Origin of the sequence: Pseudolactococcus insecticola, assembly GCF_011170065.1 — a bacterium.
In the GTDB taxonomy this organism is placed as follows: Bacteria; Bacillota; Bacilli; order Lactobacillales; family Streptococcaceae; genus Pseudolactococcus; species Pseudolactococcus insecticola.
Genome location: NZ_BLLH01000001.1, coordinates 162,511 through 184,658, shown reverse-complemented (window position 1 = coordinate 184,658; position 22,148 = coordinate 162,511). Strand labels below are relative to the sequence as shown.

The 22,148-nt window shown below is 41.1% G+C and carries 18 protein-coding genes, 1 tRNA gene and 1 pseudogene; 2 read left to right on the top strand and 18 right to left on the bottom strand.

The features are described from left to right. Nucleotides 1-25 precede the first annotated feature (25 nt). The 3 genes from Hs20B_RS00975 to Hs20B_RS00965 are packed head-to-tail and all read right to left on the bottom strand — an operon-like array spanning nucleotide 26 to nucleotide 3,534. A complete protein-coding gene (locus Hs20B_RS00975; protein WP_172354690.1) occupies nucleotides 26-613 on the bottom strand; it encodes a histidine phosphatase family protein in 588 nt (195 codons plus the stop codon). Continuing rightward, the gene (locus tag Hs20B_RS00970; protein WP_172354688.1) at nucleotides 606-2,435 is read right to left on the bottom strand and encodes a glycosyltransferase; all 1,830 of its coding nucleotides are present in this window, start codon (nucleotides 2,433-2,435) and stop codon (nucleotides 606-608) included. The genes Hs20B_RS00975 and Hs20B_RS00970 overlap by 8 nt, the downstream gene beginning before the upstream one ends. 10 nt (nucleotides 2,436-2,445) lie before the next feature. Then, nucleotides 2,446-3,534, bottom strand: coding sequence for a radical SAM protein (locus Hs20B_RS00965; RefSeq protein WP_172354686.1), 1,089 nt, complete (start codon nucleotides 3,532-3,534; stop codon nucleotides 2,446-2,448). Nucleotides 3,535-3,804: 270 nt separating this feature from the next. On the opposite strand from Hs20B_RS00965, the pseudogene Hs20B_RS09660 reads away from it, so the two are divergent. Further along, nucleotides 3,805-4,045, top strand: a pseudogene (locus tag Hs20B_RS09660) (IS3 family transposase); the annotation flags it as partial. A 105-nt stretch (nucleotides 4,046-4,150) separates the two neighbouring features. Then, nucleotides 4,151-4,222: transfer RNA gene (locus Hs20B_RS00960), tRNA-Arg, on the top strand. Nucleotides 4,223-5,003: 781 nt separating this feature from the next. On the opposite strand, the gene Hs20B_RS00955 is transcribed toward Hs20B_RS00960, so the two are convergent. The 15 genes from Hs20B_RS00955 to Hs20B_RS00885 form a co-directional block, all read right to left on the bottom strand. Next, the gene (locus tag Hs20B_RS00955) at nucleotides 5,004-5,246 is read right to left on the bottom strand and encodes a hypothetical protein (protein ID WP_172354684.1); all 243 of its coding nucleotides are present in this window, start codon (nucleotides 5,244-5,246) and stop codon (nucleotides 5,004-5,006) included. Nucleotides 5,247-5,394: 148 nt separating this feature from the next. Continuing rightward, nucleotides 5,395-5,646: a hypothetical protein gene (locus tag Hs20B_RS00950; protein WP_172354682.1), complete on the bottom strand. Its 252-nt coding sequence runs from the start codon at nucleotides 5,644-5,646 to the stop codon at nucleotides 5,395-5,397. A 37-nt stretch (nucleotides 5,647-5,683) separates the two neighbouring features. After that, nucleotides 5,684-5,920, bottom strand: coding sequence for a hypothetical protein (locus Hs20B_RS00945; RefSeq protein WP_172354680.1), 237 nt, complete (start codon nucleotides 5,918-5,920; stop codon nucleotides 5,684-5,686). A gap of 216 nt (nucleotides 5,921-6,136) precedes the next feature. Next, nucleotides 6,137-6,409, bottom strand: coding sequence for a membrane protein insertion efficiency factor YidD (yidD, locus tag Hs20B_RS00940; protein ID WP_172355170.1), 273 nt, complete (start codon nucleotides 6,407-6,409; stop codon nucleotides 6,137-6,139). Next, nucleotides 6,409-8,148, bottom strand: a complete 1,740-nt coding sequence (locus Hs20B_RS00935) for a 1-deoxy-D-xylulose-5-phosphate synthase (RefSeq protein ID WP_172354678.1) — start codon at nucleotides 8,146-8,148, stop codon at nucleotides 6,409-6,411. Before Hs20B_RS00935 ends, yidD begins: the two co-directional genes overlap by 1 nt. 106 nt (nucleotides 8,149-8,254) lie before the next feature. Next, on the bottom strand, nucleotides 8,255-9,616 hold the full coding sequence (locus tag Hs20B_RS00930) for a sensor histidine kinase (protein WP_172355168.1): 1,362 nt from the start codon (nucleotides 9,614-9,616) through the stop codon (nucleotides 8,255-8,257). An 8-nt stretch (nucleotides 9,617-9,624) separates the two neighbouring features. Further along, nucleotides 9,625-10,293 (bottom strand): response regulator transcription factor, encoded by a 669-nt coding sequence (locus Hs20B_RS00925; protein WP_172354676.1) that lies wholly within the window; start codon nucleotides 10,291-10,293, stop codon nucleotides 9,625-9,627. Between the two features lie 88 nt (nucleotides 10,294-10,381). Continuing rightward, complete coding sequence (locus tag Hs20B_RS00920) at nucleotides 10,382-11,353, bottom strand: LacI family DNA-binding transcriptional regulator (protein WP_172354674.1); 972 nt, start codon at nucleotides 11,351-11,353, stop codon at nucleotides 10,382-10,384. A 73-nt stretch (nucleotides 11,354-11,426) separates the two neighbouring features. After that, a complete protein-coding gene (gene pgmB, locus Hs20B_RS00915; protein WP_172354672.1) occupies nucleotides 11,427-12,089 on the bottom strand; it encodes a beta-phosphoglucomutase in 663 nt (220 codons plus the stop codon). After that, nucleotides 12,082-14,373, bottom strand: a complete 2,292-nt coding sequence (locus Hs20B_RS00910; RefSeq protein WP_172354670.1) for a glycoside hydrolase family 65 protein — start codon at nucleotides 14,371-14,373, stop codon at nucleotides 12,082-12,084. The genes pgmB and Hs20B_RS00910 overlap by 8 nt, the downstream gene beginning before the upstream one ends. Before the next feature lie 105 nt (nucleotides 14,374-14,478). Then, nucleotides 14,479-16,131 (bottom strand): alpha-glucosidase, encoded by a 1,653-nt coding sequence (locus Hs20B_RS00905; protein WP_172354668.1) that lies wholly within the window; start codon nucleotides 16,129-16,131, stop codon nucleotides 14,479-14,481. Between the two features lie 128 nt (nucleotides 16,132-16,259). Beyond that, entirely contained in the window at nucleotides 16,260-17,822 is a 1,563-nt protein-coding gene (locus tag Hs20B_RS00900; protein WP_228407420.1) for an MFS transporter, read from the bottom strand. A 1-nt stretch (nucleotide 17,823) separates the two neighbouring features. Beyond that, complete coding sequence (locus tag Hs20B_RS00895) at nucleotides 17,824-18,378, bottom strand: PadR family transcriptional regulator (RefSeq protein WP_228407419.1); 555 nt, start codon at nucleotides 18,376-18,378, stop codon at nucleotides 17,824-17,826. 457 nt (nucleotides 18,379-18,835) lie between these two features. Beyond that, nucleotides 18,836-21,349: a bifunctional lysylphosphatidylglycerol flippase/synthetase MprF gene (gene mprF, locus Hs20B_RS00890; protein WP_172354664.1), complete on the bottom strand. Its 2,514-nt coding sequence runs from the start codon at nucleotides 21,347-21,349 to the stop codon at nucleotides 18,836-18,838. Between the two features lie 35 nt (nucleotides 21,350-21,384). Next, nucleotides 21,385-22,122 carry an alpha/beta fold hydrolase gene (locus Hs20B_RS00885; protein ID WP_172354662.1) on the bottom strand — a complete coding sequence of 246 codons (738 nt, stop codon included), beginning with the start codon at nucleotides 22,120-22,122 and terminating at the stop codon, nucleotides 21,385-21,387. Nucleotides 22,123-22,148: the final 26 nt, after the last annotated feature.

Here is a 22,148-nt window from a genome sequence, read left to right as displayed (position 1 = left end):
TTTTATGTTTTTATCAAAATACTGCTTAATTAGATAAGGTGTGTATCTTTTTTATTGCCTTTAGTTCCCCTGATAGGACATTGAATGTAAAGTGTATCATGTCAAGATTATTAATGCCATGCATTTTCTTTATCTGCTCATCTGTTGATACAGACTTCATCAGGGTAGAAATTGCAGCACCATGACTGACACACAAAATACTCTGATAATCCTTATTTTCTTCAAAAATTGAGGTTAATGTATCTTTCAGCCTCTCAGTAAGTTTTTGCCAAGACTCTCCACCAAATTCCACGAAAAATGATTCTCTCTTTGGAATATCAGGCTCAAGATATTGTGGTTGGCCTTCAAAAGCGCCAAAGTTCTGTTCTTTCAATCCTTTCAATCTCCTGTAAGGAGTCCTCGGAAAAAGAATCTCCATTGTATCACAGGCTCGTTCTGCTGTGGAAGAAAAATAAGCATCAAATTTCAACATTTGCTTTTCGAAATATTTTCTTGCTTCTTCAGCCTGTTCAATACCTAAATCAGTCAGTGGGGAGTCGCTCCATCCCTGCGTGCGTCCTTGAACATTAAAAAGCGTTTCCCCATGTCGTATCATATAAATATTTCTACACATATGGTCTCTCCTTCTCTCCACACTTGAGATATTCAATATCATTTTCTTCCAATCCCTGTTCAAATTTCAGGCTTTTTTCTTGTTCTACCAAAGAGAAAATATAGCCACCAAGACCGCAACCAGTAATTTTAGCTGCATCTGCTCCAAAGCTTTTGACTTTTTCAATCAACATATCTATCTGTGGTGTCGATACCTGCAACTCTTCACGCATTAGATTTTGAAAACGATTAACCAATTCAAACGTCTGATTTAATCCAACGTTTGCTTCATAGTTTTGAATTTCAATCAGTCCTCGATCTCTATAATTGATAAAATGTTGTTCTCTCTTCTTGTACCTTTCCATCTTAAGGGGATTAACAATTTTACAGCTTGACTGATTTCCTGAAAAAATCAAGTAAATAGCTAAATTATTCATAAAATTTTCTGAAAGCTTTTTAATGGAATTTTCTAATGCATCAAAAATGAAAATTCCAGTACTAAGACTAGCAAAATAATCCATTTTTCCAACGGAGGAACCAACATAAAAAGTTTCTGCTTGATAGCTAATATTCACTTTTTCATCATCTGTCAATCCTATACCATACTGAAAATCAAGTTCATCTATAATAGACATCAATACGGCTGCACTACTTGAAAGGCCTGATTGAGGAGGAATGTTTGAACAAATTTTCAAAATACCACTTGGAAAAATATTGAATTTTTCATAAAAACTGCGGATAGCTGCAACAACGTAATCAAAATAGGCGCCATCGTAATTCCAATTAAACATATCATGAAAATTCAATTCTAGCTTTTCCTGATTCTTTTGATATAAACTGGATACACTCAAATTCCCGCTTTGATTCTTTCTAAAGAAACTTTTTGTCATTAGTGGTAATGGGTATTGAATAGTCTTTCCGCCGCACCAATCCAAATCCTCCCCTGCTAAGCAAATTCTACCGTTTCCAATTCCTCTTTTTCGGCTTAAAAATTCAACTCTTTCCGTGGCCTCTTTCATCCAAAGTTTTATCGCTTCTACTCGATATTTTTCATAAAGTTTATGTTTACGTATATTACTATAACTTTTTCTTTTGTCTTCTGGAATTGATTGCTTAACTTTTTCATGTGGCAGGTGTAGAGCGACTAAGGAGCGTGAAAATTGGATTTTAAACCCACTACGATACCAATTTAAACCTAAATCAATGTCTTCATACCCCCAACCATTAAAATTTTCATCAAATCCCCCCAGTAGTAGAAATTCTTTTTTGGGTAAAGACAGGTGCCCTGTCCAGAAAATAAGCCAAGGATTTTCCCAAGCTAATAAATTTTCGCCATTTAGTGAAAACGAACTTTCTCTCCTATCTCCTAAATCTTTTTTATTGATTTTTTTAAGCTTATCATTTACATTTTTTCCACTAATATGTAGTGATTCTATTTTTTCTTTGTTTTGATTGAGTTCGTCAAATCCAAACATATAACCTAAAAAAACAGTCGGCATAATACTACTTTTATGCTTCTTCCAATGTTCTTCAAGAGTCTCATATGCTAATACAACTCCCGAATCAACAAAAACAATTATTTCCCCTTCAGAATTTTCTACTCCTTTATTTCTTGCTGTGCCAGCCCTAAATCCTTTATCCTCTTGAATGAAAAATTTAATATTTAATTGTTTTGAAAACTCAGCGATAGCTTTCTCTGGAGAATTTTCTGAACCATCATCGACTACAATAACTTCAAAATTTTCTTTAGGAAGAGACTGATTATTTAAAGAGTTCAATGTCTCAATGAGTAACCGCTCTCTATTGTAAGTCGGAATCACAACAGTAATTTGATATTTATCCATAACTCCCTCCCTAAACAAAGACATCTTTTATTGAAGAAACAGGCAATTCATCTACTTTTATATCTCCTGATAGCAGATTGAATAAAAACTCATTTATATCATTTCTAATACAATAAAATTGACAATCTCGAGAGGGGTCTAAGTGCTCATATACCCCTGATTTATCAAAAAGTGAATAGAAATCATTATTCTCATCAATATTACCTAGGCTGTATTTTAACTGTCCCCTTTTATAAGGACATGGATAGACTCCCGTAGGTGTAACTAAAGACCTTAACTTTATAAGCGGACATTCGTGATAATTTTTAGGCTGATTCAAATTGTCTTTCCTGTACATCTCCATAGACTGTGGCATCATTATCTTGAAATCGTCTGTTTCCAACGTTTTCATTTTATCCTGCATTTCCCAAACAGTATTTAAAAATTCATCCGAATACTTCGTCAAAAAATGCATGCCATCTACCATTGGTTTGTATTCAAAATAATCACACCCAATTTCCTTTGCAAGACTTGCAGCATCATATAATTCTTTTGCATTTGAAAAACCTCTTGTCTCCAGCAAGAGAAAACTATAGCCTAAAAGCCCTGTTTTAATTTTAGCCAGTTCTCTCATGCCATTGATAATCCTGTCAAATACATTAGGAACTCTATTTGGACGTGCAATCTGAAATGAGCTAGCATTTGATGAATCGACAGATACCCTGACCCATGCCGCATTTTTTGCGATTGATTCAAGATATTTATCAATGAGTACTCCGTTTGTAGTAATTCCATTTTTCAAGCCCTTTGATGCTGCATAATTCAAAAGGCTACCAAATCTAGGATACATAAGTGGTTCTCCACCACCTATAAAAATTAGCCCCTTAACATTATGCTCTGAAAAATTATCTATCATAGAATACATTATTTCTTTAGGAATAGATTTACCATTCAGTAATTCTGCACTAATACATTCAGGACAAGCAAGCATACAATTTGTTGTCGGATCTAACTCAATAATTTGTGGATAGACTCTCTTACTATCTGCAAAATCACTTAGCCACTTTCTATAAGTAGCAGAGCTCAATTTGTCGTTATAATTTAATATATCATTAAACATAGTTAATCTTTCTAGTCAAATTTATTCATTTAACATATTATTGCTAAACCCGAATTTGATAGATTCAGCATTTCTTTTACAATCTTACTGCAAAGAATTATCTATTTTTATGGATAATGATTTAGTAGTACACTGATTTTCATCCTAAGCATACTTGCCTCCTGCTAGAAGTTACACAACTCACTATAAATATTATACCACTTTTGTTATGTAAGCGCTTTATCCCAGGCAAACATTATACATTTATTTGCAATAATGAAAAACTATATTACCACACTTAAATCGCACAATATCATTCAATCCATGAGCCGTAAAGGAATTTGTCATGCTAATTCAGTCATGGAGAATTTTTTTGGCTTGTTCAAACAAAAAATTATTATGGCATATTTTTAATTCCTATTCTGAATTGGAACAGGCTATTACGGCTTGGATTCACTAGTACAATACGAAACGAATCAAGAAAAAATTGAACTGGATGAGTCCAATTCAATATCGTTGGGAATTCATTTGACGAAAAAAATGTCAAAAAATACCAGAAACAGCCTGAAAAAATGCTAAAAGCTGGTGAATTTATCAACATAAAATGATATAATATTGAGTGGCACTCGCCACTTTTGTCCCTCTAGAATAACGGATATTACGGGTCCCTCCTAAGGGTTTGATGCTGGTTCGATTCCGGCGGGGGACATTTTTTAGACATAATAGGTCATGACAGGTAAGCGAAAACCCTTATAAAATAAGGGTTTTCGTGTTTATCCTAGAATGGAAAATAATGCAATATAAAAGAATTTAGTACAAGCATCCTTGTTTTTCCAAAAATCCTTGATCCACCTTACTAAAAAAAGATAACTTTTGCTAAACTTATCAGCCCAGCTATCAAAATACCAATAGCCAAAATCAAAGCCGGGTCTAATTTAACCTTTTTCATTGAATACGTCCTTCTAAAATACATTTTTTTTGATGTTAGTAGCTATTACAACGCTTGCTACTATTGCCCAAACAACGTTGTTAATGCTTGTCAGTTTGTCTTTCACAGTCACCTTACCTCTTTAGTTAAAGAATTTATTTTTTAATCAACACATATGCGATGACCAGCACAAGGATAATGGCTAAAACGTTTCTAACGATTGTTAGCGTTTTTTTGAGTTTATCTTCTTCCATATTTTCGTTATAATGAGTACAGCAAAAGCCCGAAGGCTTTCGCCTTGGAACTCTATTATAAGAACTTAATGATTGTGACGATGAGTGCTATTATCATTCCGACGATTTCTAACACTAACTTCACAAGATTAAGGAGTTCTTAAAGAGTTCTTTTCTTTTGCTTGTTACTCATTAGTGCCCTTCCTTAATTGATAAATCTATTATACCATGTTTATTTTTAAGAAAACAGATTAACTATCTCTACCTCCATATACCCAAAAACGCAGGCCGTTTGGCTTTGCGCTTTGGTTTTATGTTTTATTTCAATATTAAAAAATCATTAACGGGCTAACCTCAGTTGATACGTCGTCTATCAACTTTTTCCCTGCTAAAACGTCTTTTAGATTTTGTACAGCTCTTTCAAGTTCTTCTGGATAATCTTCGATGTTTAGTGGGTCGAAGAAAAACCTCTCAGCCAAACTATCACCAGTCATTTCTTCATATTCCTCGCAAAGTCTACTATATTCTTCCGTTGCTTTAGTTATTCTTGGGTCTTGCTTCCGTAGTTTCATCCGATTCATCATCCTTTCAATATCAATCCAATAATAAAATTCAAGTACTCTTCATCTTCCAATATTGTTCTTTTCTTTTTAACCATATTTTTGTCTACAGAGTGTAAGTGACCATCGCCTGGTTCGAATCTGCTTTCTAACCCCATGCTTAAAACTTTAAATGATGCTCTTTTTTATATTTTTTCCAAGCAGCTTGTGAATCCCCCCCATACTCTGGCTTATTTCTTTTCTTGCCATTCGGAAGTGTTGCCCAGAACTCTTTTTCTTGAAAAACATTATAAGCTTTTTGGTCTGCTTCATTTTCAAAACCTAAATATCTAGCAACACTATCTGGATCGTCCATATCAAGTTCATACATTTCAGCATCTATTTCCCAACGTCTTTGTAAACTTTGTCTCATAAAATCACCTCCATAATTGCAGTTTTGTTAATTTTACTTATCCAATAGCACCATAAGTAAACTTGTCAGGTAGTTCAATGCCTCGTTCAACACTTTCCTCCATTGTAGTCCTTACTTTAATTGGTGCATGCTCAAAAAATGGATCGCCAACATAACTTAGTTCTTTTTTTAATTTATCGTAGGAAGTAATGCCACTGCCATTTCCTTTGCCGTCTGTGACACGATAAGTCCTGACTTCATCGTTATCAACTATCTTGGTAAATCTAATCATCATTGGCCTCCTCCCCACTTTTCAAGTTCGTATGCATAATTATACATCTCGTTTGTTTTATCGTGAGCAGCTTCAAATTCCATGCCATATTCTGTCATAAATATCTTTTCACGACTTTCATGCTTTAACAGTATTATATCATGTTTTTCTGGTTTTCCAGAAATTAAACGTTGAAAGCTTTACCTTGACTATTCCCCTCTCCATACGCCCAAAAACGACTCACATCTGTGAGTCGTTCTCCATATCAATATAAGGATTAACCGGATTTCGTTTCAATGAAAAATGGTCTGGGACGTAGTCGACGCCGCCTTTAACAAATGGATTGCAGCGTAGGATTCTTGCGATACCCATGATAAAACCTAGGATACCATGCTTTGTGATGGCCTCAATCATGTAGTTTGAACAGGTTGGATGATAGCGACAGGCACTAGGCAATAACGGTGAAATCGCGACTTGATAAAATCGAACAGGTGCAATCAGCAGTCGTTTGATCATAGGCTTTCAAGCACATCAGAAGCAATCAGCTCTGGCGTGAGGTGATAACGTTGGTAGAGTTCGGCAACAGGTACACTGTCATTGAATTCTTTTTTTGCACCAAAGTTCAGTACTTTGACGTCAGACTGTCCCAAAAATCCTGCGACTTTCTGACCAAAACCACCGTCTAGCACCCCGTCTTCCAAAGTCACAATGACCTTGTGCGTTTTGGCAAGTTCTAGCAGAGCTGTTTCATCAAGCTGACTGATGAAAAGTGGATTGACAAGACTTGCCTTAATGCCTGATTTCTCAAGCTCTGCTGCTGCTTTTTCTGCTAAGTTATAAAAGCCACCAAGTCCTAGAATGGCTACATCTGCACCGTTTTCTATGACATCATACACTGGTTTTGAAAAATCAGTCAGACGACTACTGCGGTGCTCAACGCCATGTTCAGGCAACTGAATCACCACTGGCTGCGCTGTTTGAGCTGTTGCCCAGTCAAGCATGGCAAGAAGCTCTTCTGCACTTGTCGGCGCCAAGTAAACGAGATTCGGGATATTTGAAATCATGCCAATCGCCATAGAGCCTTGGTGTGTCTTATCTGAGCCGTTGATAACGCCACCTTTGACGATGACGATGGCTGGATATTCATTGATGGCAAGGTCGTGCGAGAGTTGGTCATAGGCACGTTGCAGGAAAGTCGAGTTATGGAAGATAAACGGCCGTGCGCCACCTGCTGCGAGCGCTTGCCCATAGGTAATCGAGTACTGCTCAGCGATACCCACATCCTTGTAGTTTTTAGGATATTTGGCGGCAAAACTCTTGAGGTTCATAAGGCCAGGAATGGCTGCGTTAATGGCGACAAGTGGCATGCCACTATCGACTTTTTCTCCCATGTAGTCAAGGATCATCTCAGTGTAAGATTCACCTGGTGTCCCTGGATTTGTAAGGCCTGTTGCGAGTTCAAACGGTGCTGACCAGTGGAATTTTTCTTTATTGGCAACAGCGGGTGCATAGCCGTGCCCTTTTTCTGTATGAATGTGGAGCACGACTGGTTTTGTCGTGTCCTTCACGCTTTCAAGGCCTGTGATAAGCGCATCAATGCTATTACCAGCTGCAATATAGTGATAGTCCAAGCCTAGGCTAGTGAAAATGTTATTAGCAGCTGTCCCGTTACTTTCCCGCAATTTTGCAAGGTGTGGATAGAGGCCACCGTGGTTTTCAGCGATAGACATCTCGTTGTCGTTGACGATGACAATCAGATTACCGTCAAACTCGCCAGCGTTATTGAGCGCTTCAAAGGCAAGGCCACCAGAGAGTGAACCGTCGCCAATCACTGCGATAACATTGCCCGTAGCGCCTGTCAGATCACGCGCGTGCGCAAGGCCCATCGCGTTTGCAATCGACGTTGAAGTATGACCAACCGTGAAAAAGTCGTGCTCGCTCTCGTGCTGGCTCGTATAGCCTGTGATATCGTGAAAATGTCCGTCAACAAAGCCATTTTTGCGCCCTGTTAGGATTTTGTGCGGGTAGCTTTGATGGCTCACGTCCCAAACGATTTTGTCAATGGGAGAGTTAAAAACTTTATGCAAAGCAATGGTCAGCTCAACCGTCCCAAGGTTTGGCCCCACGTGTCCGCCTACTTTTGACACCTTGTCAAGCACAAGCGCACGTACTTCATCTGCAAGTGCTTCAAGCTGGTTTGATGTCAATGTTTTCAAGTCAGCAGGTTGATTGATTGTCTCTAAAATCGTCATGATATATCTCCTGTATCAAATATTTGTCAACTTATTTTACACTATTTATTATCATTTGACAATTATTTGAAATGAAAAACGGCTCAATTTTGTTTGAGCCATTTAACTAAACTGCCTTCATTTTCACAATAAACTGGCTGCCTTTTGGCTTGTTATCATGAACTTCGATTTTACCATTGCAGGATTGGACGATTTGCTGAGCGAGTGATAGGCCTAGACCAAATCCACCTGTCTGACGCGTTCTTGCCTTGTCAACACGATAAAAACGATCAAAAATCTTCTTTTTATCGTCGTCAGAAATGCCTGGACCATTGTCAGAAGTAGTCAAAATCAAGTTTTGGCTGACTTTCTCAACACGAATGTTGATCTGTCCGTCATCATCAGTGTACTTCATGGCATTATCAAACAAGATTGTCAAAAGCTGCTTAATCAGCGCTTCATCAAGCTTGACATTACCGTCAAGCTGTAACTCTGAGCTAAATGTCTTGCCAGCATTTTCAGCCAACATGGCATAGTTTTCAAAAATTTTCTCAAAATAATGGCGTGTAACCTGTGTATATACTGGCTTAATCCCATCATCACGCTTGGCGAGATTCAGCAGATTACTGGTTAAGATCCGCATATTTCGGACTTCTGCGAGACTTTGAGAGACGTTTTCACTCTCATCAATGATTGTCGCCATTGGCCGCTGAAATAGTAATTCTAAGCGATTTTGCAAGATGGCAAGTGGCGTGCGCAGCTCATGGCTTGCATTTTCAACAAAGTTTTTTTGCTTTTCATAGGCAGCAATAACAGGCTTCATGGACCATCTTGATAGGTAGATACTTGCACCAAGTGAGATGACCCAAAAGACTACCATAGTGGTCAAAATAACGACCTGACTGCGCGCTAAGCTCTCAGAAAGCTGATCAACATTGACAAAAATCTGGATATAGGCGATGTTGGTCGACACGCCCGTGAAATGAACTTTGAGCAGCTTCGTGCGATAAAGCATATCCTTGCCATAGGGATTTGCGATGGTCACACGATTCAACTTACCAACACTCGACTTACGAAATATCGCATCTGCAGCAACTGTGGCCGTCGTCAAATCTGTGTTAGCATTTAGGATTTTGCCATTTTTATCGTACAAAAGCACGGTTTGATTTGGCGTGAAATTTGTCACGTGGACGGGCGGCGTTTGTGCAGCCGTATCGTCAGATTGGTTTTTAGCTTGTGATGCGTCAGTGGCGTTACTCTCAGAACTCCCACGCAAGGCGAGGGTGGCAAGCATCTGCGGATTTTTCGTCAGATTTGCGATGTTCTCATCTGTTGTCTTATAGATGCCTGTAGTCAATGTCTGCAGGATAATCATCGTCAGCGCCGCAAAAATAATGGTAAACACGACAAAAAAATGCAGAAAATTGCGACTGTCACTTTTCCAAAATTGTTTGACATGAATTGATTTGAATGGTTTGATTTTTTTCATTCGCATGGTTATCGTAAAATATAGCCGACATTACGCAGGGTTGATAGGTTTTCAGCAAACTCTGAGCCTTTTAGTTTCTTGCGTAGTTTCGACATATAGACTTCGACGACTGTAACCGTTGTATCACTATCAAATCCCCAAATCCGATCAAAAATCTGTTCTTTGGGTAAGATAACATTGCGGTTTTGCAGGAAATAAACCAATAGATCAAATTCCTTGCCCAGAATCTCAACAGGATTTCCCGCAACTGTCACGTGATTATTGCTGGTATTGGCCGTCAGATCGCCGTATTTCAGCGTTGAGGTATCTTCAAGCTTACCTGAGCGTTTAAGCAGCGCCTGAATCCGCGCTTTGAGCTCATCCAGATAAAAAGGTTTCGTCAGATAGTCGTCAGCTCCAATATCAAAACCATGCATTTTATCGTCCAAGCTTTCTTTTGCCGTCATGATCAAAACAGGCGTCATCACTTTTTTTGCACGCAGCTCTGACAGGACCTCAAAGCCATTTTTTTCAGGCAACATCAAGTCCAGTAAGATAATATCGTAAATGTTCATTTCGGCTTCATAAAGACCTTCATCGCCATCAAAAACCTGTACCACATCCGCAAAATTCTCCAGAAAATCATAGACTGAGTTTGAAAGCGATAAATCGTCCTCAACTAATAGTATTTTTATCATGTGTATCTCCTTTTATTGGTAAGTGCTCATCACTTTATTTTACACTATTTTATAGCAAAACTCTTAATATAAACATAAAAAGCCGTCGTCAGACAGCTTTTGTAGATTCACGGACTTTGAGCTCAAACGGCACCGTCACTTTTTCCCGAAAATCATCCGGATAATCCAGTAAATGTGCTAACTTTTGCACAGAACGATGCCCCAGTTGTACTACATTGATGTCAAATGTCGTTAAATAAGGATGTATCAGGCTGGCAAAAAAGGAGTTGTTAAACGAGATAACTGACACCTGATCAGGCACAGAAATCCCCTGTTCTGACAGCTCTTGAATCACCTTGATGGCTAAAATATCATCCATGATGACAAGCCCCGTCACATCACGAATAGTTAGTTTTTTCTCGCTATTGACAAGTGAGGGTGTTAATCCTAGCGAACGTGCCTTTTCATAAAAGCCAAAATAGCGTTCCTGATAGACTTCTCCTAACTCAGTATTGGTTACAAAGGCAAGTTTTTTATGCCCAAGCGATACCAGATACTGCACCGCTTCCGCACCTAGCAGATGGTTATCATTATCGACTGATGTGATCTCGTTTGCTCGATCTGACGGCGTCCCGATGACCACAAAAGGAATCTTATCAGACAGCAGATAGTCTCTGACGGCATCGTCCTGCGCGGTATACAGCATGATAAAGCCATCCACGCGCTTTTCCTGATACATGACTTGCACTTGTGATAGCAGGGCTTCATTGCTGTGCGCTGACGCAATAGCGACTGTGATTTTTTTATCCCGTGCCTCTTCGTTGATTGAGGTCAATATTTTCATGAAAAATGGCTGATCAGACTTATTTTCAACGGGTGGGAAAATCACCCCAATCGCACCAGCCTTGCCGCTTGCAAGCATCTGTGCAGCTGAATTTTGTCGATACCCCAGCTCCTGCATGGCTTTTTTGACTTTTTCTTTTGTTTTATCAGAAATGGTTGCATGGTTTCGGATGGCTCGGCTCACGGTTGAGGGATTTACCCCAGCACGTTTTGCCACATCCTTGATTGTCACTGCCATAAATCCCCTTTACTTACTCATTTTTTTATGTACGATAAAAACGTTATCTTGCAAACGTTTCCATCAAAACTATCTATTTATTTTCCCATACATTGCGCAAAAAATCAAGTGTCAAATCTCGCGTGTCAGGGACGATGGCGATATCATGCCCTAAGACATCAGGGCTGCCCACGCCAACTGGCAAGACATGTGCGGCTTTTATAGCTGCAATGCCTGCTTCTGCGTCTTCTATCCCGATGGCATCAGCCACGTCAATACCCACGCCATCAGCTGCAGCAATGAAAATATCCGGTGCTGGCTTACTTGCTGCGACCTTGGCAGGATCAGCAATCGCGTCAAAATACGACGTCAGTTTCATCTGTGCTAGTAAAAACGGCCCATTTTTTGATGCTGAAGCCAGCGCAATCTTGATGCCCGCTGCCTTCAAGTCCTGCAACAGGCTCAAGATACCGGGATAGACATCTTTTTCAGAAACTGCCTGAATCATCTCGACGTAGTTGTCGTTCTTTCGTTTGGCAAGTGCTGCAAATTCATCAGCTGTAAAAGTGTCAGATTTGCCACCATACGCCAAGATTCGCGACAGCGAATCTTCACGTGACACGCCTTTGAGTTTTTCGTTAAAGGCACGGTCAATGGTGATGCCAATTTCATTAGCCAGTTTTTGCCAAGCTAGAAAATGATACTCCGCCGTGTCTGTGATGACACCGTCAAGGTCAAAAAGAACCGCTTTAAACATCTGAACCACCTACTTTCGTTTGCAATTTGACAGAATAACTTGACGTCAAATCAACTTTTTCTCCGTAAACTTCAAGCGCAAGCGCATCACCTGAAAGCAGCGTCACCGTCACATTTTCAGCAACTTCAACCTTCAGCAAACGACCACGGTAGTTGATATGAAAGGCATAACTCGTCCAGCTACTTGGCAAAAATGGCGCAAAGCTGAGTTTACCCTGCCAAGTCTTCATTTGCGCAAAGCCTTGGACGATTGCAAGCCAAGACCCAGTCATTGACGTGATGTGCAGACCATCCTGCGTATCGTTGTTATAATTATCCAAGTCAAGACGTGCCGTGCGCTCGTACATCTCCACGGCCTTGTCAGACATGCCAAGCTCGGCCGCCAAAATCGCGTGAATTGACGGTGAAAGTGAGCTTTCATGTACCGTCATCGGCTCGTAGAACTCAAAATTCCGTCGTTTTTCATCAAGGCTAAACTGATCCCCGAAGAAATAAATCCCCTGTAAGACATCTGCCTGCTTGATAAATGGCGAACGCAGGATTTTATCCCATGACCAGTTTTGATTTAATGGCAGATCATTCGTCGCATCAAGTGCGCTAACAGGCCGTAAGTCCTTATCCATAAAGCCGTCATGCTGCACAAAAACGCCTTCTTTTTCGTCAAATGGATAGTACATCTTATCTACAATCTCTGTCCATTTTTCAAGCTCATCAGCAGATACAGCCAGATCTGGACGCGGATGTGCTGTCAGACTGTCAGACGTGTAGCGCAAAACCCATGCTGCCAAGGTATTGGTATACCAGTTGTTATTGATGTTGTTTTCGTACTCGTTTGGTCCCGTCACACCGTGAATCATGTATTTATCATTTCGTGCTGAATAATGCACACGATCCGCCCAGAAACGTGCGACTTCTACTAAGACATCAAGCCCTTCATGCGCGAGATAAGTCTCGTCTCCTGTGTAATTGGTATAGTTGTAAATGGCATAAGGAATGGCACCATTTCTGTGAATTTCTTCAAAGGTAATTTCCCATTCATTGTGCGACTCGATACCATCAAACGTCACCATTGGATAAAGTGCACCGTTTAGGCCTTGCTGACGTGCATTGTGCTGCGCTTGTGGCAGTTGGTTATGGCGATATTTGAGCAAGTTTTTCGTGACACTTTCATCCGCCAAAGATAGATACAAAGGCACAGCGTAGGCTTCCGTATCCCAGTAAGTTGCACCGCCGTATTTTTCACCTGTAAAGCCTTTAGGGCCAATATTGAGACGTTCATCTTCGCCGTAGTAGGTCGAAAAGAGTTGGAAAAGGTTGAAACGAATGCCTTGTTGTGCAGCTTTCGAGCCTTCAATTACGACATCCGCAATCTCCCAGCGTTTCGCCCAGGCGTCCACTTGTGCTTGGTAAAGTGCCATGTAGTCAGCCTTTATGACTTCTGCTACGATTTTTTCATTGCCTGCGATGACTGAGTCAAGACCATCGTGATAGTCACGGCTTGTCGTCACAATGACACGTTTTTCAAATGTTGCCATGCTATCTGCTGACAGTTCTGTTTCAAAAGTGTTTGAGACTGATTTTTCAGCCGTTGCATGATCAGACGCAGTCAAGTCCCCTGCAAATGTTTGGCTGGCTGAAACGATAAACTGTGGCACACCAAATGGATTTGTAATCGTTTGCGTGGCAATGTGTGCTGATGTATTATTAGCAGCTATATCTAAGACATCCCAGAACTGTTCATCATAGTTGGCATCTTCATTTTTGACATCCGCATCAAGGCTTGAAATGACCTTGATCTTGTGAGACTTGCCATCAACAGCCTCAAACATAAAGGCAAAAACAGCGAGTTCTAGCTGATCAACTGAGAAAAAGCGTTCTGCCGAAACCTTGACGCCGCGCGCCGTATAACGATAGCTCAGCACCCCTTTTGCCATGTCAAGCGACAGGTTGAAGTCAGTGAGCTTTTCAGTTGCGAGATCGACCTCCTGATCGTCGATAAAAAGTTGAATTTTCGCAATATTGAGCGCATTGACAGCTTTACCAAAATACTCTGGATAGCCATTTTTCCACCAGCCAACGCGCGTTTTATCAGGGTACCAGACGCCTGCCAGATAAAAACCTTGGTGCATATCACCTGAGTAAGTTTCTGAAAAATTCCCGCGCATGCCCATGTAACCGTTACCAATCGCGGTCAATGACTCTTGCAGTCTGCGGTCAGTTATCGCAAGCTCATCAGAGGTGATAAGCCATGGGTCAGTGTCCATAATTCGCTTGATTTGATTCATCTTTTAGCCTCACTTTTTTATTGTCTTAGTTTAATTTTCGGTTGCTGACATAATTTCTTTGCAACCGTTTTCATAATTCTATTTTATCATGCAACCGTTTGCACGTCAAGCTTTATTTTGATTTTTTTGATAAATCAAATAGTCCCACCCTTCAAGTATCATTGATTTTGATAATTCCTGCGCTTGACTGGCAGCTAGACAGATATAGTCACTAAAGTCAGAAATAGTAGAGTCAAAATCAAGTCTGACAGCTTTATCAGACAGATTGGTCAAAACGATAAACTCGTCAGAACGCTCACTACCATTCCCCCGAGTATAAGCAAAAATTGCTGGCGTTTCCTTAAATAAAAATCTAATCTGACCATGAGAAATGCTTACCTGCTTATGTCGAAGCCGGATTAAAAACTGATAAAGTTGAAAGATTGACGTATCTGACGCCATGGCTGATGCAACATTTCGCTTAAGGTAGTTGGGATTGACTGGTAACCATGGCGTGTGTTTTGAAAAGCCGGCATATTGCGTTGCGTCCCATTGCATCGGTGTTCTCGCATTGTCCCTAGTATTTTGCGTTGCTTGTGACAGCGCCTCTTTTTCTGACAAGCCTTTCGCAAGAAACTGCTCATAGTCATAAATCGTGTCCGTCGCATCAACCTGGCTGATCGACGTATAATCAAAGTTTGTCATGCCAATCTCCTGCCCTTGGTAGATATAGGGCGTGCCACGCAGAAGCATGTAGGCAACAGCAAACGCCTTCGCCGACGCCATACTCCCGTCACCAAAACTATCAATTACACGTGGATTATCATGATTTTCCAGATAAAGGGCGTTCCAGCCACGCGCTTGCATATCCTCCTGCCAACGGATCAGCACTTCTTTGAAAGCTGCGACATCCCCATGTCCATCATCTAGCCTTTTATTTTGCTCCAGCTGAAAAATCATGTCGATATAGCCTTTTTCTGCATCCGTCCAGTCAGGCGCAGCCTTGCTACTCACGCCACTCGCTTCACCTACTGTCAGCGCATCAAAGGCATCAAAAATCGCCTTAAACTCCTGCATGTACGCCTCAATGCCTGAAACATTCATGAACGGTTCCCACGGATCATCATCCTCAAAAGACTTGAGCTTGAAATCCCACGGCGCTTTTTCAATATGGCTGATGGCGTCCAGTCGAAAGCCATCAATACCAAGCGTCAGCCAATAGCGAACCATCTCGTAAATGGCTGTGCGAACTTTGGGATTATGCCAGTTAAGGTCGGGTTGCTCCTTTGCAAAGACATGAAAATACGCTTCACCCGTCGCCTCGTCAATCGTCCAAGTACTGCCACCAAAAAATGAAATCCAGTCATTTGGCAAATGATCAGGCGTCGCCGGCTGCCAGTGATAATAATCTCGATAAGGGTTATCCTTAGACTTGCGGCTTTCTATAAACCACGGGTGCTGATCAGACGTGTGATTGACCACTAAATCCATAATTAACTTCAGACCTTGGTCATGCGCTGCAGCAATCAAATCTGTCAAATCTGTCATGCTGCCAAAGCGTTCATCAACCGCATAGTAGTCTGAAATATCATAACCACCATCAACCTGTGGACTTTTATAAATCGGATTGACCCAGATAAAATCAACTCCCAATGCCTTTAAATAAGGCAATTTTTCAATAATCCCTCTGATGTCACCCATGCCATCAGCGTTTGCATCCCGGAACGACTTGGGATAAATCTGATAGCCAACCGCTTGTTTAAACCAATCACTTTTCATCTAACCATTACCTCATTTTGTGTTGTGTGCTACAATTTTATATATGTAACCGTTTACATCATTATACAATGCAATCGTTTGCATTGTCAAGGAGAAATAAAAAAACGGCAGAAGCCGTTTCTAGTTCGTTATTTGGTTGATGATTTTCCACCTGTCTTTATCAAGACAATAGCGATAATACCGCCGATAATCAAGAAGATAGCGTCCATGCGTAAGATTTGGATGAAACCTTGATCAAACGCCACGCGGACGATGTCTTGGACTTTCTCAGCAAATGGTGTCGCGGTCACTTGTTTGCTATGTGCCACCGCATTTCCTGAAAATGGTCCAACTTCAACTAGCACATGATGGAGCTTCGTGACCACAGCTGCCGGCGCACCTGCCAAATCACTCATATGCGTTTTGAGGCCAGCTTGGTAGCCGTCAGCCAGACGTAAGCCTTGAAATACAACGCCAAAGCTGAGACCGACTTGCATGAAAGTAGAAATCATACCAGACGCCATACCCATGTGACGCGGCTCAACGCTACTCATGGCAGCTGTCGTCATCGGCGGATTGATCGTACCACTACCAATACCGATGATGATAAATGCTGGCCAGAGTTCGTTAAATGTTGCCGTTTTTGTCACAAGTAAGCTCATGATAATCAAGCCTCCACCAATGAAAAGTGCAGAAAATGCAAGCATATAGCCATGGCGAAAACGATTGGTCAAAATCCCTGCGATTGGTCCCAAAATCAGCGACCAGCCTGAAATTGTTACTTGACGAAGACCAGTCTCCCAAGCTGAATAACCAGCGTAGTTTTGCATAAAAGTCGATAAGTAAGCAAAGAAACCATAGAGTCCTGCGCCTAAAAAGAATGCAACAAGAACCGCACCGATAAAGCTTTTAGACTGAAAAATAGACAACGGCATCATCGGATTTTTAGCGGTCAATTGACGCCAGATAAATAGCGCAAGGAGGACAGCTGCAAGAATCAAGAAGCCTGCAACATTGAAATTTGTCCAGCCCCAGCTTGCGTGCATTTCTTTTTGAATCAAGCCAAAAACAAGTGCGAAAATCGTTCCTGCTGACAAGATCATGCCCAGATAGTCAACGCCACCTATTGCGCGGTGCTGCTGCACATTTGGCACGAATAATATTGCCATGATGAGGGTGATAACGCCTAGCGGAAGGTTGACCGTAAAGATAGATTGCCATGAAAAAGCATCTGTCAGCCAGCCGCCAAGCAGGGGACCTGACGCCGTTGACAAGCCGATAATCGAGCTCAAAATCCCCAGCGCAACGCCTCGTTCCTTGTCATCAAAGCTTGTACCGATGATGGCAAATGACAGTGACATCATACCTGAGCCACCGACGGCTTGGATGGCACGGAAAATATGGAGCCAGCCAATCGTGGTCGATGCGGCGTCAAGCCCTGAACCAATCGTGAAGATAATCAGCGAAATGATAAACATCAGTTTGCGACCATACAAGTCGCCAAGTTTCGCCCAGATGAGCAATAATACCGCAAAAACAATCGTGTAGGCTGAAATCACCCACTGTAAATCAGAGTAAGAGGCGTTCAAACTTTTTTGAATGCTGGGGAGTGCGACATTGACAACTGTTGTGTCGATCAGCGACATGAAGACGCCTAGTGAAATCGCAATCAGCGCTAGCCAGCGCTTTGGATCTTTGTGTGTTGTTTCCAAGTTAGTTTTCCTTTTCATAATAGTCCTGAATCTCATCAATCCAAGCAAGCTTGGTTTCAATCAGGTTCAGCTGCAAGTGATAGTTTTGAAGCGCTTGGTCATAAAACGTATAACCTAAGTGCTTTTCTATCAGATCGTGGATGTGGGTTTCGTAGTCAGCTTTCTCAGCTATTTTTTGGGCGCGATAATCCGAGATAATGCTTTTTTGAAGCGTGGCATCGACAAACCTCAAAGATAATAACTTGAACTGATAGATATCATCAAGATGTGCACAAACCTTGACAGGCTCACGCATGAGCACTTGAAATCTCTCACGACCAGCATCTGTGATGCGCACAAGTTTTTTACCACGTCGATCAAGCTCGTCGCTCATCTCGACAAATTGATTTTTTTCCAACTTGTCAAGCAAGGGATAAAGCACACCAAAACTCATTTTTCGATTGGCACCAAGCACCATTTCTAAGACAAATTTGAGCTTATAGGCCGAGTAGTTCCCATCCAGTAGTTTACTTAATATAAAGAGTTCATACATAGTTGCCTCCGTTTCAATTTTCAATTAGGTTAATTTCTATCTTTTAGATATAATTTATTATATATCTAAAAGATAGGTTTGTCAAGAAAATGAGACTGTTTTTCTGAAAAAAATTGTAAACTTACAAAAAATGTCCTTAAGTAAGAAGGACATTCGTATAAACTATATAAACTACTATCAACCAAGCCTGCCTTAGCACTCATTGCTGTCAGTATAAGTAGCAACAAACTAAGTATGACAAATAAAATCTTTAAATCAATTTGCTCACTCATCAGACTGACTGCGATAATTCCGACGGGTGAGATAATCATCGTCAGTAATTTAAACACGCTAAATACGCTTCCTATCATATTATTTGGTGTCTGTAGCTGAATCATCGTACTGTGCATATTTGAAATATAGGGTCTGATATGCTCATCAGAGCAGCTGATGCCATTTAGCCATTTACTGCCTCATTTCTTGGTATGCCGTCGTAAATGCCTTAGTCATCCGGCGCAACCGGCGCATTATCCTGCAACAACAGCGCAAGCATGACAAAGGCGATATTCGAGTTGTGAGAATAGGCGGTGTACTTTGGCTCCCATGAGGTCACATATTTCTTCTTGAAATTTCTAAGGCCTTCAAAGTTGTAAAGTGAATCACCAAATTGATAAATCAGATTAGCAATCCGTTCTGAAACAAAGGCATTTCTAAAGGTTCCAACATTAGCAAGCGGTGTCATACCCAGATCAAACTTTTCAATACCTGCGGCTTTGAAATGCTCAAATAGCTTGATGAAAAGAAAGTCCATGACACCTTTTGGTGCGGCTGTTGAATGACGCATCAGATCAACTGTCACAAAATCTGTTGTGTAAGTCGGCATGATATTAGCAAATGCGACGATGACATCATCGTCAGACTTGACGATAGCAATTGGCGCTTTTTTTAAGTAATTTTCAGAGAAATTTCCCAGTGAAAATCCTTTTTCGCGGCGACCATCCAGCCACTCGTCAGAAATCTGACGTAATTCAGCAAGCAAGTCGGGCGTGATCGCGTCAACTGCTATCATGTCAAAAGTGAATCCTGACTTTTCGACTTGATTTACTGCTTGCCGTTTGGTTTTATTTTTCGAGCCGGACAGGCTAAAGGTCTGCAAATCAACATGTCCTTCTTCACCTTGCTTGATAAAGTGATAGCCAAGCTCATGCAAAATCAAGGTCGTTTTCTCGTCAATTTCGTAAAAAACGGGGCGGTAACCAAGCAGATCTGCTTCACGAATGAATTGAGACAAGGCTTCATACCAAAGTGACTGATTGCCGGACGGCGTCCCCATGACAAGCACCTTATCCTGGCGAATGGCAAACTGCAGCATGACTTGATTTTCATAATTCCAAATGCGCTTATCACCCATGAAAACGAGCTGACTTTGCGTATTGCCACCGTATGTTTCAAGCAAATCGAGTATTTTTTGCTCAACATTTTCATCGAGCAAGACTCCGATTTTCAATCGTTTTCCCTGTAAATACTGCAAATAAACAAGCCAAATGCCAGCTACAATAAAAATCGCAATCATACCGCTCACCCACATTTTCTCAGACGGAAAAAGCAGAAAGTCACTGACCTTATGATGCATGTGAAAAGCAGGCCGTGAAATCGTCCCTACTACGATATAAAGCAGCATGAGCACGATGATGAAAAAGCTGTCAAAAATAATCGTCTCATAGCTCAAAACCAACTGTTTGCGGTACAACTCGCTTTTGATGAAAACGGTCATAAGCGTCAGTAAGCCAATCAAAATCACAGAGTGCCAAGAAAAATCGTCTACAATCGTATAAATAATGGCAAGCATCTCAAGTATAATCGTGGGCATATAGGCTCTAGTAACGCGGTTTTTAATGGCACGACTCGTGATAATCAAAAGAAAACCTAGAATGAGCTTGGGCGATTCAGCGACCAGATTGGCACTCCAAGGCGAAATCCGACGTAGCCAACGCAGGTCGTAAAAAGCCTCAGGCACTGTCGCCGTCAGAACGAGAAAACCTCCTGTTACGCCAATCATAAATGATACTAGCTTATGCAAGGCAGCTTTGACGAGATTTTTCGGCACACCAGAAAAATGTGCGTTAAACTCACGCCCCCGCGTTATGATCAAGGTCAAAATGGCTAGTGCCAGTGGCAAAAGATAGTAAGCAATCCGGTAAAGCAAGAGCCAGATGACTACCAACTCCCGCGGCACACCAAGCTGTAAAAGTCCTAGCATCATCATCACATCAAACGAACCTAGGCTGCCTGGAATCATTGACAAAATGCCGATTACCGAACTTGCTGTAATCAAAACAATCAAACTCACAACGGAAATGCGAACGCCAAGCACGTGACCGATCACGATAATGCTCAGCATGACGCCGCTCCATTCTAGGAAACTGGTCAGCAAAAGTTCGAACTGCAGACGTTTTTTGAGCCCACCTAGATTTTTTCTAGTAAACAACAAAACAATCACAAAATAGACCGCTGCGCCGATCAACCACAGGCTGTATTGTGCTAGAAAATCATTGACAAGACCGAGCTTGACTGCAATAATCCCAATCAAGCCATAAATTGACAAACCTGACAGACCAAAAAAGAAGACTTTCGAGATATTGGTCAAAAGTCGCTCTTTTACCGCTTTACCGTAGTAATGGCTGCGCAGACCAACTGAAACTGCGCCACCAAAACCTGCAATATTATTCAGCGTATTGATCAACCATGATGTCTGTATCAGCTTTTTAGGCTGAAAGACTGTTCCCATCAGATGATTGAGTATGCGGTCATAGTTGAGCATCGGTGTGACGCTAATCATGCCGACAATCATAATCAAAAGCAGGTCAAAAAAGCTCAGTCTATCAAGGATAAATGCAATTTTATCAGGTCGGACTTGTCTTAAAAGCCCCGCAATTTGCGTAATCGCAATAAAACTCACTGCAATCACAAAAATCGTTTTCAGATAAGTCTGATATTTTTTGAAAAAAGCTAGCATAGATCGGTCCTCCAATGACTAGTTTTGTCAGCTAGTTAGCTTGACTGATTTAAAAATTCTGTAATAATCCTATTAAACACTTTCGGTTGCTGCTGTGATACCTTGTGTGTCCCACCTGGAATTTCGATGAATTCAGCGTGGCTGTACTTGGCAATGCGTTTTGATGCTGATCGTTTGATCATATCGTTTTCCCCGACCACGACTAAAACAGGCATCTTAAATTTTTCAAGATCATGTTTTGAGACATCAACTTTTTTAAGAAGTAGCCTAGAAACAGGGGTGTAGCTGACAAAGTTTTGTAAAACAGATGTCAGCTGCGCACTAAAATGTAGGTCTGACAGCGTTAGATTACCTGCGTTCAAAATCAGCTTGTCTACACGTTCTGGATAGTTCTTAGCAAAGACCATGGCCTGATTGGCGCCGTCAGAAAAGCCTAGAATATCCGCTTTTTTCAAGTGCAAAGCATCCAGCAGATCCAGCAAATCACGCGCCATAATCTCAAATGTCAACTTTTTCGAATTGCCCGATTTGCCATGATTGCGCGAATCCACTGCAATCGTCTCAAAACCAGTTAATCCCATTTGAGCCTTGAAATAGTTGGTACTCTGACCATTGCCATGCAGTAAAATCAAAGGTGTCCCTGAACCACTGCGGACATAGTGAATCTGCGTGCCGTCGCGCGTCGTTATATAACCTGATTTTTGTGTGTCTGCACTCACAACACCTGCCACCATACTCACTCCTACTATCAAAATCAATACTATTTTTTTCATGATACTTTTATTATACACTCATTTGT